General features: G+C 73.6%; 12 protein-coding genes. 8 read left to right on the top strand and 4 right to left on the bottom strand.

Going from position 1 to position 15,027, the window contains the following annotated elements; translation table 11 throughout:
- Nucleotides 1-6: 6 nt before the first annotated feature.
- From iolD to iolC, 4 genes are read right to left on the bottom strand one after another with little or no spacing between them, the layout of a single operon-like run.
- Nucleotides 7-1,869: a 3D-(3,5/4)-trihydroxycyclohexane-1,2-dione acylhydrolase (decyclizing) gene (iolD, locus tag HD595_RS06635; RefSeq protein WP_253766620.1), complete on the bottom strand. Its 1,863-nt coding sequence runs from the start codon at nucleotides 1,867-1,869 to the stop codon at nucleotides 7-9.
- Complete coding sequence (gene iolB / locus HD595_RS06630) at nucleotides 1,866-2,720, bottom strand: 5-deoxy-glucuronate isomerase (protein WP_253766618.1); 855 nt, start codon at nucleotides 2,718-2,720, stop codon at nucleotides 1,866-1,868. The genes iolD and iolB overlap by 4 nt, the downstream gene beginning before the upstream one ends.
- Nucleotides 2,717-3,622: a Cgl0159 family (beta/alpha)8-fold protein gene (locus HD595_RS06625; protein ID WP_253766616.1), complete on the bottom strand. Its 906-nt coding sequence runs from the start codon at nucleotides 3,620-3,622 to the stop codon at nucleotides 2,717-2,719. The genes iolB and HD595_RS06625 overlap by 4 nt, the downstream gene beginning before the upstream one ends.
- Nucleotides 3,619-4,542, bottom strand: a complete 924-nt coding sequence (gene iolC, locus HD595_RS06620; protein WP_253766614.1) for a 5-dehydro-2-deoxygluconokinase — start codon at nucleotides 4,540-4,542, stop codon at nucleotides 3,619-3,621. The genes HD595_RS06625 and iolC overlap by 4 nt, the downstream gene beginning before the upstream one ends.
- A gap of 297 nt (nucleotides 4,543-4,839) precedes the next feature.
- Here iolC and HD595_RS06615 point away from each other — a divergent pair, with 297 nt between their 5' ends.
- The 8 genes from HD595_RS06615 to HD595_RS46640 are packed head-to-tail and all read left to right on the top strand — an operon-like array spanning nucleotide 4,840 to nucleotide 14,971.
- Nucleotides 4,840-6,216, top strand: a complete 1,377-nt coding sequence (locus tag HD595_RS06615) for an extracellular solute-binding protein (RefSeq protein ID WP_253766612.1) — start codon at nucleotides 4,840-4,842, stop codon at nucleotides 6,214-6,216.
- Nucleotides 6,191-7,126: a carbohydrate ABC transporter permease gene (locus tag HD595_RS06610; RefSeq protein ID WP_253766610.1), complete on the top strand. Its 936-nt coding sequence runs from the start codon at nucleotides 6,191-6,193 to the stop codon at nucleotides 7,124-7,126. The genes HD595_RS06615 and HD595_RS06610 overlap by 26 nt, the downstream gene beginning before the upstream one ends.
- On the top strand, nucleotides 7,123-7,941 hold the full coding sequence (locus HD595_RS06605) for a carbohydrate ABC transporter permease (RefSeq protein WP_253766608.1): 819 nt from the start codon (nucleotides 7,123-7,125) through the stop codon (nucleotides 7,939-7,941). The genes HD595_RS06610 and HD595_RS06605 overlap by 4 nt, the downstream gene beginning before the upstream one ends.
- Entirely contained in the window at nucleotides 7,941-9,023 is a 1,083-nt protein-coding gene (locus HD595_RS06600; RefSeq protein ID WP_253766606.1) for an ABC transporter ATP-binding protein, read from the top strand. Before HD595_RS06605 ends, HD595_RS06600 begins: the two co-directional genes overlap by 1 nt.
- Nucleotides 9,020-10,207: a CehA/McbA family metallohydrolase gene (locus HD595_RS06595; protein ID WP_253766604.1), complete on the top strand. Its 1,188-nt coding sequence runs from the start codon at nucleotides 9,020-9,022 to the stop codon at nucleotides 10,205-10,207. The genes HD595_RS06600 and HD595_RS06595 overlap by 4 nt, the downstream gene beginning before the upstream one ends.
- A 2-nt stretch (nucleotides 10,208-10,209) precedes the next feature.
- Nucleotides 10,210-11,106, top strand: a complete 897-nt coding sequence (locus HD595_RS06590; RefSeq protein ID WP_253766602.1) for a TIM barrel protein — start codon at nucleotides 10,210-10,212, stop codon at nucleotides 11,104-11,106.
- Entirely contained in the window at nucleotides 11,103-12,197 is a 1,095-nt protein-coding gene (locus tag HD595_RS06585) for a Gfo/Idh/MocA family protein (protein ID WP_253766601.1), read from the top strand. The genes HD595_RS06590 and HD595_RS06585 overlap by 4 nt, the downstream gene beginning before the upstream one ends.
- Complete coding sequence (locus HD595_RS46640) at nucleotides 12,194-14,971, top strand: glycoside hydrolase family 38 N-terminal domain-containing protein (protein WP_253766599.1); 2,778 nt, start codon at nucleotides 12,194-12,196, stop codon at nucleotides 14,969-14,971. The genes HD595_RS06585 and HD595_RS46640 overlap by 4 nt, the downstream gene beginning before the upstream one ends.
- Nucleotides 14,972-15,027 lie beyond the last annotated feature (56 nt).

Below are 15,027 nucleotides of genomic sequence, written 5' to 3'. Positions count from 1 at the left end.
CGCTCGTCAGAGGTGCCGGCGCTGCTCCTTCCTGGCCGACTCGTACGCCTGCCGCGCCTGCTCGCCCTCGGCCGTGGTCGAGACCTCCGCCACCGGCACGTCCCACCACGCCTCCGACGAGGGCGCCCGGCTCATCGGGTCGGTGCGGACGTACACGACCGTGGTGGCCGTGGCGGCCCGCGCCTCCTTCAGCGCCTCGCGCAGCCCGGCGACCGTGTCGGCGCGCAGCACCGTGGCGCCCAGGCTCGCGGCGTTGGCCGCGAGGTCCACGGGCAGCGGCCCGCCGTCGTAGCGTCCGGAGCCCCGGTAGGCGTACGACGTGCCGAGCCGCTCGGCCCCGACGCTCTCCGACAGGGCCCCGATCGAGGCGAAGCCGGAGTTGTCCACCAGGACCACGACCAGCTTGACGCCCTCGGCCACGGCCGTGACCAGCTCCTGGGCCATCATCAGGTAGGAGCCGTCGCCGACCATGACGAACACCTCGCGCTCGGGCGCCGCCAGCTTGACCCCGAGGCCGCCGGCGATCTCGTAGCCCATGCAGGAGTAGCCGTACTCGACGTGGTAGGCGCCGGGGCCGCTGGGCCGCCACAGCTTGTGCAGGTCGCCCGGCATGGAGCCGGCCGCGCACACCACGACCCCGTCGTCGCCGGCGGCGGCGTTGACCGCGCCGATCACGACGGACTGCGGCAGCGGGGAGCCGTCCTCGGGCGACGCGGACGGGTCGTAGGCGGCGTCCACCGTGGCGTCCCAGGCGCGGATCAGGGCGGCGGCCCGCTCGCGGTGCGCGGCGCCCGCGTCCCAGCCGGCCAGCGCCTCGCCCAGGTCGGTCAGGCCCTCCCGGGCGTCGCCCACGAGCTGCAGCCCGGACAGCTTGGCCGCGTCGAAGCCGGTGACGTTGAGGTTGACGAAGCGCGTCCCGGCCGCGAACAGGGAGTGGGAGGCGGTGGTGAAGTCGCTGTAGCGGGTGCCGACGCCGATGACCAGGTCGGCCTCGCGGACCACGGCGTTGGCGGCCGTGGTGCCGGTCGCGCCGACCGCGCCCAGCGCCAGCGGGTGGCCGTGGGGGAGGGCGCCCTTGCCGGCCTGCGTCTCGGCGACCGGGACGCCGTGCGTCTCGGCGAACTCCCGCAGCCGGTCGGCGGCCTCGCTGTAGAGGACGCCGCCGCCCGCGATGATCACCGGACGGGCGGCCGACCTGATCAGCTCGGCGGCCCTGGCCACGGCGGCGCGCTCGGGCCGGTGCCGGGGGACGTGCCAGACGCGGCGCTCGAACAGCTCGTCCGGCCAGTCCCACGCCTCGGCCTGGACGTCCTGGGGCAGCGCGAGCGTCACCGCGCCGGTCTCGGCCGGGTCGGTGAGCACGCGCATGGCCGCGAGCAGCGCCGAGGGGAGCTGCTCGGGACGGTTGACGCGGTCCCAGAAGCGGGAGACGGGCTTGAAGCAGTCGTTGACCGACACGTCGTACGAGCGCGGGTCCTCCAGCTCCTGGAGCACCGGGTTGGCGACGCGGGTGGAGAACACGTCGCCGGGCAGCAGCAGCACGGGCAGCCGGTTGATGGTCGCCCCGGCCGCGCCCGTGATCATGTTGGTGGCGCCGGGCCCGATCGAGGTGGTGCAGGCCAGCGTGGACATCCGGTTGGCGGCGCGGGCGTAGGCGGCGGCCGTGTGGACCATCGCCTGCTCGTTGCGGCTGAGCCGGTAGGGCAGGTCCTCGGCGGAGGTGGCCAGGGCCTGGCCGAGCCCGGCGACGTTGCCGTGGCCGAAGATGCCGAGGCAGCCGCCGAACAGCCGGTGCTCGATGCCGTCGCGCTCGCTCCACTGGGCGGCCAGGAAGCGCACGACCGCCTGGGCGACGGTGAGGCGCGTCATCGCCCGCCCCCGAACGGCAGGCGCGGGTCGATCGCCTGGTCCTGCCAGGTGGCGCGGATCCAGGCGTGGCGTGGGTCGTCGCAGAAGGCCATGCTCCGCTCCTCGGCCGGTCCGGCCAGCACGTTGAGGTAGTAAAGGTCGTAGCCGGGCGCCGCCATCGACGGGCCGTGGTAGCCGTAGGGCACGAGCACCACGTCGCCGGACGACACCTCGGCGAGGGTGTCGACGCGGCCCCGCTCGGAGGAGTAGACCCGCTGGTAGCCCAGCCCGTCGCCGGCCACCTCGAAGTAGTAGACCTCCTCCAGCACGGCCTCGTCCGCGCCGGGGGTGTCGTGCTTGTGCGGCGGATAGGACGACCAGTTGCCGCCGGGGGTGAGCACCTCGACGGCCACGAGCTTGTCGCAGTCGAAGACGGCGGGCCCGCAGAAGTTGTTGACCTGCCGGCTGGCCTGGCCGGCGCCGCGCAGCTCGACCGGCACCTCGGAGGCGGGCACGTGGCGGGGCTCCAGCGCGCGGGAGGCGCGGGCGGACGGCAGCGCGATCCGCCCCCGGCCCTCCAGCGTCACCTCCGACCCGATCGGGAGGTAGCAGAAGTCGGACGGGCCGGCGAAGACCGACTCGCGCCCGTCGAGCCGCCACACGGCCTCGGGCGCGCCGGTGGGGGCGCACCGCACGGTGCAGGAGCCCGCCAGCGGCAGGACGATCATCTCCTCCTCGCCCGTGGCGAACGACACCGGTCCGTCCCCCAGCTCGACCACCCGCAGCCCCGAGTAGGTCCAGCCGGCCAGCTCCGGGGTGATCTCCACCGACCAGGGTCCGCCGGCGGCCTTGCCGTACGGAAGGTATGTCATGGGCCAACCTCTCGAATCAGCGCGGCCGCACCGTCCACGGCCGTGGCGACGTCGTCGTCCGGAGGGTAGAGCAGGGCGCGGCCGATCACGAGGCCCCGCACGCCGGGCAGGCGCAGCGCGCGCCCCCAGTCGGCGTAGGCGGCGTCGATGTCCGGCGGGTCGCCGCCGAGCAGCAGCGCGGGCAGGGTGGTGGCGTCCATGACCCGCTCCATGTCCGCGACCGCGGGGATCTTCAGCCAGGTGTAGGCGGAGGTGACGCCGAGGGCCTGGGCGACGCTGACGGCCCGGATCACCGCGTCGGGCGACAGGTCGTTGCGCAGCGGCCCGCCGCCGGGGCGTCCGGACCAGAACGGCTCGACCATGGCGAGGAGCTGGCGGCCGGCCAGGTCGCTGATGGCGGCGGCGCACGACTCCAGGGTGGTGACGGTCGCGGGGTCGCCGGGGTCGATGCGGCACAGCATCTTGCCGCCGTCGAGCCGCATGGCGTCGATGGAGGCCGCGTCGTACCCGGTGAACCGGTCGTCGGCCTCGAACACCGACCCCAGGATCCCGCCCCGGTTCATGGAGCCGAAGGCCAGCTTGCCTTCGAGCGCGCCGAGCAGGAGCAGGTCCTCCAGGATGTCGGGGGAGGCGAGGATGCCGTCCACCCCGGGCCGGGCCAGGGCGGTGCACAGCCGGTCGAGCAGGTCGGTGCGGCTGGCCATGGCCAGCGGCCGGTCGCGCACGGCCAGCGCGCCCCGGGCGGGGTGGTCGGCGGCGATGACGAGCAGCCGCTCGCTCTCGGCGGGCAGCCCGCGCCGGCGCCGCCGGGCCGCGGCCCGCGCGATCTCCCCCGGCCGGGTGGCCCGGACGCGGGTGAGGTGTTCGTAGGCGGAGCGTGGGGGCAGAGTGACGTCGCTCATAGCAGGGCCAGCACCTCGTCCGTGGTCGGCATGGCGTCGGCGCAGGCCAGGCGGGCGGCCACGTACGCGCCGGCGGCGTTGGCGAAGCGGACCGCGCGTTCCAGCGGCCAGCCCTTGATCAGTCCCAGGCACAGCGCCCCGCCGAAGGCGTCGCCGGCGCCGATGCCGTTGACCACATCGACCTTGACCGGCTCCACCACGGCCCGCTCGTCGGCGGAGCGGGCGAGCACGCCCTCGGGGCCCATCTTCACCACGGCGACCCGCATCCCGGCGTCGAGCAGCGCCTGCGCGGCGGCCTCCGGGTCGCGGGTGCCGACGGCGTTCTCGACCTCGTCGAGGTTGCCGACGGCGACGTCGGCGTGCGGCAGCATCTCGCGCACGCCCCGCCGGGCCGCCTCGGGCGACTCCCACAGCACGGGCCGGTAGTCGAGGTCGAACACGGTCCATCCGCCACGGCGGGCGGCCAGCGCGGCGGCGTGGGCCGAGCGGCTCGGCTCCTGGCTCAGGCCGGTGGCGGTGAACCAGAACACCGTGGCGTCGCGGATCGCGTCCAGGTCCAGCGACTCGGGCGTCACCTGGAGGTCGGGTGGATGCTCGCCCCGGTAGAAGTAGATCGGGAAGTCATCGGGCGGGAAGATCTCGCAGAACGTGACGGGCGTCGGCGCCCCCTCGACCGTGGCCACGTACGCGTCGTCCACGCCGAAGTCGCGGATCGCCCGCCGGACGTAGGCGCCGAAGGGGTCGGCCCCCGTGGCGGTGATCACCGCGGAGCGCAGGCCGTGCCGTGCCGCCGCCACGGCGACGTTCGTCGGGCTGCCGCCCAGGAACTTGCCGAAGCTCTCGACGCGGTCCAGGCTCACGCCTGTCTGCAGGGGGTAGACGTCGACGCCGCAGCGGCCGATCGTGATCAGGTCGAACAACGCACCTCCAGAGGGTCCAGACTCCCCATCATGGCCTATTGTCCTGACATGCAGATGTCTGTTTCGTCCTGCATTCTGCCAGGCCGAATCCTCGCTGGGTAGGTGCCTTCGGCTCTCGGACCCGGAGCGCCCGGTGTCGTCACCGGTCGGCAAGGCCCTCCCCGGAGTACTGTGGGCACATCCCTGAAATATAGCCAAACCTTTACGTCATCTAGATGTCATGACATATTGGCGTGGGCCCCGTTACGGATGGGTCTGAGGGTTCGGAGGGTATCCATGGGATTGCGGAGAAGATCCGTGAGTGTCGTCGCGGTCCTGGCCGCGTCCGGGCTGACGCTCACCGCGTGCGGCGGGTCGTCAGGCGACGGAGGCGGCGGCGGGACGATCGAGCTGACGATCGCCCAGAACGCCATCGCGGGCGGCAAGAACGCGAGAGCGGCCGAGTTCATCGCGGACTGGGTGATCCCCAAGTTCGAGGCCGCCCAGAAGGCCAAGGGCAAGGATGTCAAGGTCAAGTTCGTCCCCAGCGGTGTCGACGACGAGCAGTACAAGACCAAGCTCTCCCTCGACCTGAAGTCCGGCAAGGGCGCCGACGTGATCGACATCGACGGCATCTGGGCCGGCGAGTTCGCCGAGGCCGGCTACATCAAGCCGCTGTCGGAGCTGGTCGGCCCCGAGGCCGACTCCTGGGACGGCTGGGCGCAGATCCCCGAGGCCGTCCAGGGCCTGGCCACCTACAACGGCAAGAAGTACGCGCTGCCCATCGGCACCGACGGCCGCGTGCTCTACTTCAGCAAGCCGATCTTCCAGAAGGCCGGGCTGCCCGCCGACTGGCAGCCGAAGAGCTGGCAGGAGGTCCTCGACACCGCCGCCAAGCTCAAGGCGGCCGGCGTGCCCGTGCCGATCCAGATCAACGCCGGCACCGCGATGGGCGAGGCCACCACCATGCAGGGCGTGCTGCCGCTGCTGGCCGGAGCGGGCGCCGAGATCCAGAAGGACGGCAAGTGGGCCGGCGCCTCCCAGCCGGTCAAGGACGTCCTCGGGCTCTACCAGAAGATCTACGGCGGCAGCGGCCTCGGCGACCCCCGGCTCCAGCAGGAGGCCAAGGGCCGCGACAAGTCGTTCCAGCAGTTCGCCTCGGGCAAGATCGGCATCCTGCTGGAGGGCGACTACTTCTGGCGCGGCGTCGTCAACCCCAAGGACGGCGTGGCCAAGATGGCCGATCGCGACCAGAGCGTCGGCTACGCCATGATCCCGGCCATCGAGCCCGGCAAGGGCATCCGCGGCCAGGACTTCGTCAGCATGTCCGGCGGCGCCCTGCGCACGGTCAACCCCAACAGCAAGCACCCGAAGGAGGCCTTCGAGCTGCTGGCCTTCACGCTCTCGCCCGAGGCGCTGAAGGAGGAGACCAAGAACGGCAACGTGCGCATCACCCCGCGCACCGACGTCAACAAGGAGATCCTGGCCGGCGAGCCGCTCCTGACGTTCATCTCGGAGAAGGTGCTGCCGCTGACGGCCTACCGGCCGCCGGTCGCGGTCTACCCGCAGGTGTCGGTGGCGCTCCAGGAGGCGACCGCGGCCGTGGTCGGCGGCAAGACGCCGGACGAGGCGGCCACGGCCTACCAGCAGAAGCTCGAAGGACTCGTCGGTGGCGCAGGCAACATCGCCTCCTGACCTCACCCGGGAGACCGCGGAGCCCACGGCCCGCCGCTACAGCGTCGACGCGGCGGGCCTGGGCCGGTGGCGCGCGGGAGCCTTCGCGGCCCCCGCGCTGCTCCTGATCGCGATCTTCCTGGTCTTCCCCGCGCTGTGGGTGCTCTACCTCGGCCTCACCGACTACCGGCTGACCGGCACCGCCGCCGCCGACCCCAAGGTCGTCGGGCTCGACAACTTCCTGTCGGCGCTGGGCGAGCCGACCTTCTGGAACTCCACCTGGCTGACCGTCCAGTTCGTGCTCGGCTCGGCGGTCATCGGGCAGGTCGGGCTCGGGTTCGCCATCGCCTGGCTGCTGCGCGACAAGCGCGGGCCGCTCAAGCGGATCGTCGAGGGCCTGGTCATCCTGGCCTGGATCCTGCCGAGCGCGGTCGTGTCGTTCCTGTGGGTGGCGCTGCTCGACGCCGACGGCGGCACGCTCAACGCGCTGCTCGGCACCGGCGACTACGCCTGGCTGCTCGAACACCCCATGCTGTCGATCATCGTGTTCAACACCTGGCGCGGCACCGCGTTCTCGATGATGCTGTACGGCGCCGCCCTCGGGAACGTGCCGCCCTCGCACCTGGAGAGCGCCCGCCTGGCCGGGGCCTCCGGCTGGCAGCAGCTCCGTGACGTGGTCTTCCCCCACATCAAGGGGCACATCCTCACCAACCTGCTGCTGATCAGCCTCTGGACGTTCAACGACTTCACCCCGTTCATGATCACCGCGGGGGGGCCCGACGGGAAGAGCGAGGTGCTGGCCGTCCACGTGTACAAGGTCGCCCTGCAGAGCGGCCAGCTCGGCTACGGCGCCGCGGTCTCCACGGTCATCCTGCTGATCAACCTGGTCGTGGCGGTGTTCTACCTGCGCCTGCTCAGGAGCAAGAAATGACCCGGTTCGTGCTGGGCCGGATCGGCTTCTACACCCTGATCGCGGTCCTGCTGGCCTTCTTCACGATCCCGCTGCTGTGGCTCGCCGCGGCCCCGCTGACCAGCGACCCCACCTACGAGGTCCGCGTGCCGGACTTCACCTTCGACAACTTCCAGGCCATCCTGGACCACCCGTACGCGCTGCCGTCGCTGTACAACTCGCTGCTGCTGTCGATCGGCACGGCGCTGCTCGTGGTGGCCCTGTCGGCGCTGGCCGCCTACGCGCTCAGCCGTGTGCGGCTGCCCGGGCGCGACGCCCTGCTCTACGCGCTGCTGCTGCTCTCGTCGATCATCACCGGCACGGCGGCCATGGTGCCGCTGTTCCAGCTCGCCGTCGAGCTCGGCCTCATCGACTCGCAGCTCGGGCTGATCCTCATCCTCAGCGGCGGCCTGCTGCCCGCGGCGATCTTCATGCTGAAGGACTTCATGGACTCCACGCCGAAGTCCTACGAGGAGTCGGCCCGGGTCTTCGGCGCCTCCCCGCTGCAGATCGTGGCGCACGTGGTCGTCCCCCTGGTACGGCCCGGCCTCGCGACGATCGCCGTGTGGGCCGTGGCCAACGTCTGGGGCAACTTCCTCATGCCGTACCTGTTGCTCAGCGACGTCGAGAAGCAGCCCGCCGCGGTGATCATGTACACCCTCTACACCGAGGGCGGCCAGGCGAACCTGCGGCTGCTGTCCACCTTCGGCCTGCTCTACTCGATACCCGTGGTGCTCATGTACCTGTTCGTCAGCAAGAAGTACGGCTTCCGGTTCCACGGAGGGATCAAGCGGTAATGGCGGCAATCGAACTGCGAAGGCTGACCAAGGTCTACCCGGGCGGCGTCAAGGCGCTCGACGCGCTCGACCTGGTCATCCCCGACGGCGAGTTCTTCGCGCTGCTCGGCCCCTCCGGCTGCGGCAAGACCACGCTGCTGCGCACCATCGCCGGGCTGGAGACCGCCACCGGCGGCGCGGTCGTCATCGGCGAGCGCGACGTGACCTCCGTGCAGCCCGGCGGGCGCGACATCGCCATGGTCTTCCAGGACTACGCGCTGTTCCCGCACATGGACGTCACCGACAACGTCGCCTACCCGCTGCGCATCAAGAAGGTCGCCAAGGCCGAGCGCCACCGCAGGGCCGGCGAGGTCGCGGCCCGGCTCGGCCTGGAGCACCTGATGGACCGGCGGCCCGGCCAGCTCTCCGGCGGCCAGCAGCAGCGCGTCGCGCTGGCCCGCGTCATGGCGACGCAGGCGCAGGCGTTCCTGTTCGACGAGCCGCTGTCGAACCTCGACGCGCGGCTGCGCCTGGAGGCCCGCACGTTCCTCAAGAAGCTCCAGCGCGAGCTGGGCGTCACCACCGTCTTCGTCACGCATGACCAGGCCGAGGCGCTGGCCATGGCCGACCGGATGGCGGTCATGGAGGCGGGCGTGATCCGGCAGATCGGCACCCCGGCCGAGGTGTTCCAGCGGCCGGCCAACACGTTCGTCGCCGGGTTCATCGGCTCCACCCCCATGAACCTGCTCGACGCCGTCGTCCGCGGTGACACCCTGGAGGTGGCCGGCTGCGCGGTCCCGGTCCCCGACTCGGCGGCCGGGCTGCTCGCCGACGGGGAGAAGGTCGTCTACGGCGTGCGCCCCGAGTACAACGCCTACGCGCCCAAGCCGGCCGAGGGCTCGTCGGAGGGCGCCCTGGCCGGGAAGGTGGTGATCGTGGAGAACCTCGGCGCGTCCCACCTGGTGACGCTGGACGTCAACGACGTCACCGTGCAGGCCGTCGTGCCCGAGGGCAGCGAGCCGGCCGTCGGCGACGAGGGCTTCGCCGCGCCGCGCCGCGACCGGGCGCTGGTCTACCGCGACGGGGAGCTGGTGACCCGATGACGGTGTTCCAGGGCCGCTGGACCCTCGACGACCGGCTGGAGAGCATGCTGCGGGAGGTGCCCTTCGAGGTGCCCTCCGGGGCGGCGGCAGTGACCGTGCGGCTGTCCTACGACCGGTCCCAGGGCGTGCTCGACCTCGGCAGCGGCAGCCCGTCCGGGTTCCGCGGCTGGTCGGGCGGCGCCCGCGACACGTACACGATCACCGAGGACTGGGCGACGCCCGGCTACCTGCCCGGCCCGGTCGAGCCGGGCACGTGGCACGTGTGGCTGCGGCTGCACCGCGTCCCGCCCCAGGGCCTGGACTACACGCTGGAGATCACCACCGCCGCTGCGGCGCCGCCGGCCCCGGCCGTCGAGGAGCCGCCGGTCGCCGAGCGCCCGCCGCGCCGCGACATTCCCGCCGTGGACGGCCTGACCTGGTACGCCGGGGACTTCCACAGCCACACCGTCCACAGCGACGGCACCCTGACGATCGGCGAGCTGGCCGCGCTCGCCCGCGGCCGCGGCCTCGACTTCCTGACCGTCACCGACCACAACACGGTCAGCCACCACCCCGAGCTGCGCGCCCGCGACCGGGGCATCACGCTGCTGCCCGGCCAGGAGGTCACCACCGACCGCGGCCACGCCAACGTCTTCGGCGACGTCGGCTGGGTCGACTTCCGCCGGCCCGCCGACTCGTGGGCCGAGCACGCCGAGCGTGCGGGCGGCCTGATGTCGATCAACCACCCGCTCGGCGGCGACTGCGCGTGGCTGCTGCCCATCAGCCGCCGGCCCCGGATCGCCGAGGTGTGGAGCTCCGGCTGGTGGGACCGCCGCTGGGGCGCGCCGCTGGCCTGGGCGGACGCCTGGCGCGACGACGTGGTGGCGATCGGCGGCAGTGACTTCCACCGGCCCGGCGACGACGGTCTTCCGGGCGCGCCCACGACGTGGGTGCTGGCCGAGGACACGAGCGCGGTGCTGGACGGCGTGCGCGCCGGGCGCACCGCCGTCTCCACGGGACCCGACGGGCCGCTGCTGCTCAGGCTGGGCGATGAGCTGCTCGCCCTGGACGCCGACGGCCTCGTCCTGGTCCGCCCGGACGGCGCCCGGCAGGTCGTCCACGGCGCCCGCGCGCTCCTGCCCGCCGCCGAGGGACGGCACCGGCTGGAAACCTATGAGAACGAGGTGATGGCACTGTGCGAGTAGACATGCGGGTGAAGGTTGCCAACGCGCCGGTCAGCTTCGGGGTGTTCGAGCTGGCCACCGAGGCGCCGCCGTTGAGTGCCGACGAGATGGTGCGCGCGCTGTCCGACGCCGGCTACGAGGGCATCGACTCCGGGCCGATCGGCTACCTCGGCACCGGGTCCGATCTGGCCTACCGGCTGGCGGGCAACGGGCTGCTGCTCGCGGGCGGCTGGGTGGACCTGCGCTACGGCGACGCGGCGGCGTACGAGGCGGGACTGCCCGCGCTGGAGGCCGCGCTCGACGTCTTCGCCGCCGCGCCCTACGCGCCCGAGGGGTTCGCGCCGCGGCCCACGCTGGCGTGCTCGGGATCGCCGGAGAGGTTCGCGCGCCCCGGTGGGAGCGTTCCAGGGCTGGCCGCCTCGGAGTGGGCGGGATACGCCGCCCGCGTGCAGGAGGCGGCCGACCGGTGCCGCGAGCGCGGGCTGGAGCCCGCGTTCCACCACCACCTCGGCACCTACGTCGAGACGCCCGAGGACGTGGAGCGGCTGCTGGAGCTGACCGACGTGCAGCTCTGCCTCGACACCGGCCACCTGCTGCTGGCGGGCGGCGACCCGGTGACGGCGCTGCGCGACTGGGCGAGCCGGGTCGGGCACGTGCACATCAAGGACGGCGACACCAAGATCCAGGCCCGGGCCCTGGCCGACGGCGCCGACCTGCGCGAGCTCATGGGACGCGGCGGGTTCGCCCCGCTCGGCGAGGGCGAGCTGGACCTGCCCGCCGTCGTGCGCACCCTCGACGAGATCGACTACGCGGGGTGGATCGTCATCGAGCAGGACACCCTGCCGGGACGCCGCACCGTCGCACAGAACATCGCGGACCAGGCGGCCAACCGCCGGAAGCTGAAGGACTTGGGGATTTGAGAATCGCGCTGGTCGGGTGCGGGGCCGTCACGCAGGCGGTGTACGCGCCGCTGCTGTCGAGACGCCGCGACCTGTTCGAGGTGACCGCCGTGTGCGACCTGTCGCCCGCGCTGGCCGCCGCCGTCGGCGACCGCCTGGGCGTCACCGCCCGGTACACCTCCCTGGACGACATGCTCGCCGCGGGCGGGTTCGAGGCGGTGGTCATGCTGGCCTCCGGCTCCCACGGCGAGCCGGTGCGGCGGGCCCTGGAGGCGGGCCACGCCGTGCTGTGCGAGAAGCCGCTGGCGCTGACCCGGGCCGAGGTGGCCGCGCTGCCCGAGGGCCGCCTCATGGTCGGCTACATGAAGCAGTACGACCCGGCCGTGCGCCGGGCCGAGAAGCTGCTGGCCGAGCTGGGCGGCCCCGAGGCCGTCCGGTCGGTCGAGGTGACCGTGCTCCACCCGAGCGCCGGGTCGCAGCTCGCCTTCGCCAACCTGACCCGGGCCGCCGACGTCGACCCCGGGCTGCTCGCCTCGCTGCGCGCGGCCGAGGACGACCTCGTCTCCCGCGCCCTCGGCGTGGACGCCCCCGAGTCCGTCCGCGCCCTCTACGGCGTGGCGCTCGGCTCCATCTGCCACGACCTGTCGCTGCTGCGCCGCTTCACCGGCTCCCCGGCCGAGATCTCCCACGTCGAGACCTGGGGACCGGCCCCGGGGTCGATCGAGATCGCCGGCACGCTGCCGGCCGCCGGGCGGTTCTCCATCCGCTGGCACTACCTGGAGGACTACCCCGCCTACCGGGAGACCGTGGCGATCCACCACGACGGCGGCACCCTGGAGCTGGCCTTCCCCGCCCCGTACCTGGTCAACGCGCCCACCGTGCTCACCGTCGTCACGCCGGGCGCCGACCCCGGCGGCGAGGGGCGCGCCGAGTGGCGCGAGGTGACCGAGGCGTTCGAGACGCAGCTCGCCGCCTTCCACGCCTACGTCACCGAGGGGGAGCCGCCGCTGACCGGCGCGGACGGCGCCCTGGAGGACATCGTCACGGCCCAGCGGATCGCCGCCCGCTACGCCGTGCAGCACGGCCTGCCGATCGGAGGGGAAGCAGCGTGACCAGCCCGCACGAGATCGTCGTGGTCCCGCACACCCACTGGGACCGCGAGTGGTACGAGCCGTTCCAGCGCTTCCGGCTGCGGCTGGTGGCGCTGCTGGACGAGGTGCTCGACACGATGGAGCGCGAGCCCGGCTACCACTTCACCCTCGACGGGCAGCTCGCCTGCGTCGACGACTACCTGGAGGTGCGCCCCGAGCAGCGCGACCGCGTCGCGGCGCTGGTCGAGTCCGGGCGGCTCGCGGTCGGCCCGTGGCAGATCCTGCTCGACGAGTTCCTGTGCTCCGGCGAGAACATCATCCGCAACCTGGAGCTCGGCATGGACCGGGCCGACAAGCTCGGCGGGGCGATGCCGGTGGGCTACCTGCCGGACATGTTCGGCCACACGGCCCAGATGCCGCAGATCCTGCGCAAGGCCGGGCTGCTGCACGCCTGCGTCTACCGCGGGGTGCCGTCGTCCGTGGTGACCGACGCCTTCGCGTGGGTGGCCCCCGACGGCACCGCGGTCCGCGCCCAGTACCTGCCCATCGGCGGCTACGGCAACGGCGCCCACCTGTTCGAGGACCCGGCCCACACCGAGGAGCGGGCCGCCGTCTTCACCCGCCGCATGCGCGAGTGGCACGGGCCCGACGGGGCGCTGCTCGCGATGTACGGCACCGACCACTCGGCGCCGGTGCGCGGCCTGCCCGGCATGGTGGCCGCGATCGGGGCCCGCATGGACACCCTGTCCGGCTACATCGCCGCGTACGGGGACGGCGGGTCCGTCGAGGGCCTGCCCAGCGTCCAGGGCGAGCTGCGCTCCCACGCCCGCGCCAACATCCTGCCCGGCGTCATCTCGGTGCGCGCCCACGTCAAGCAGGCCATGGGCCGCGCCGAGCGCATGGTCGAGCGGTACGCCGAGCCGCTGGCCACCCTCTGGGGCGAGGAGTGGCCCGGCCGCTTCCTCGACATGGCCTGGTGGCGGCTCGTCGACGCCAGCGGCCACGACTCCGTCACCGGCTGCGGCGTGGACGAGACCGCCCAGCAGGTCGCCGCGCGCATCGCCGAGGCCGAGCACCTCGGGCACGCCGTCCGCGACATGGTGACCGCCCGGCTGGCCGCCGCGGTCCCCGCCGGCGGCGTGCTCGTCGTCAACCCCACGCCCGCCACCCGGCGCGGCGTCGTCCGCCTGGACGTCGCCGGCCACGACCCGCTGGTGGACGCCACCGGCGCGCCCGTCCCGGTCCAGCCGCTGGAGTACGCGCCCACGCTGCTGCTCGACGAGGAGATGGACCCGGCCACGGCGCTGACGTTCGTCCACGGGACCGAGCTGTACGGGCAGCACATCACCGGCTGGTCGGTCGAGGACGGGGTGCTGACCTTCGAGGTGGCCCGGGAGCCGGGCGGCGCCTTCGACGTGGCCGAGGTGCGGGACGCGGTCGAAGGGGTGACGCGGGTCCGCATCGTCGCCGAGCCCCGGCGCACCGTGGCCGCCCTGGTGGAGGTGCCGCCGCTCGGCCACACCAGCCTGCGCCCGGCCCCGGCCGGGCACGCCACCGCCGCCGGACCCGTGGCCGGACCGTTCGCCGTGCGCGCCGCCGCCAACGGCTCCGCCCTCGTGGGGTCGTCCGAAGGGGTGCGGGCCGACGGGCGGGTGCTGGACAACGGCCTGCTCCGCGTCGAGGTGGCCGAGGACGGCACCCTCACCCTGACCTCCGCCTCCGGCGTCACGCTCACGGGCGCGGCCCGCGTCGTGGACGGCGGCGACGTCGGCGACAGCTACAACCACGCGCCCCCCGCCCACGACCGCGTCGTCTCGGTCCCCGAGTCGGTGGAGGTCACCCCGGTCTGCTCCGGCCCGCTCGTCGCCGCCCTGGACGTGCGCCGCGCGTACCGGTGGCCGGCCGCCGGCGCGGGCATCGAGGGCACGCCCGCCCTGCCCGCGCCCGCCCGGACCGACGCCACCGAGGAGATCGTCGTGGACACCCGCGTCGAGCTGCGGGTCGGCGAGCCGTTCGCGCGGCTGCGGGTGGAGTTCGACAACCGCTGCGCCGACCACCGGGTCCGGCTGCACGTGCCGCTTCCGGAACCGGCGTCCGTCTCGCACGCCGAGGGCCAGTTCGCGGTCGTCACCCGCGGCCTGACCGCCGAGGGCGGCTGCGGCGAGGAGCCGCTGCCCACCTTCCCGGCCTCCTCGTGGGTGGCCGCCGGGGGAGTGGCGGCGCTGCTGGAGCACGTCACGGAGTACGAGCTGGTCGACGGCTGCGCCTGGGGCGGGACCCCGGAGGGGGAGGGGACGGAGCTGGCGCTGACCCTCCTGCGCTCCATCGGCTACCTGTCGCGCAACCGCCACGCCCTGCGCCCCGAGCCGGCCGGTCCGCAGCTCCCGACCCCGGCCGCCCAGTCGCGCGGGCCGCGCTCGCTCACGCTGGCGCTCATGCCGTACGAGGGGAGCTGGGCGGCGGTGCCGCCGGCGGCGGAGGTCTTCCGGCACGAGCTGCTGCCGGTGCCCGGCACGGGGGACCCGTCGCTCGACCTGCCCGCGGCGGCCCCGGGCCTGTCGGTCACGGGCGACGGCGTGGTGATGAGCTCCCTCCGGGTCCGCGACGGCTGGAAGGAGCTGCGGGTCGTGGCGCTCTCGCCGGAGCCGGTGGAGGCGGAGGTGCGGGGCTCGTTCGGCCGTGCCCGGCACGCCGACCTGCGCGGCCGTCCCGGCGAGCCGATCCCGGTCGCGGACGGCGCCCTCCGCCTGCACCTGGGCCCCTGGGAGATCGCCACCGTCCAGCTCGCCGACTGAGCCGATCGGGCGGACCGCGGTGGCCGCGCCGGTCAGGCGGCTCGGCCACCGGCGGC

Source organism: Nonomuraea roseoviolacea subsp. carminata (genome assembly GCF_024172185.1).
Classification (GTDB): Bacteria; Actinomycetota; Actinomycetes; order Streptosporangiales; family Streptosporangiaceae; genus Nonomuraea; species Nonomuraea roseoviolacea.
This window is presented reverse-complemented; position numbering and strand designations above follow the sequence as displayed.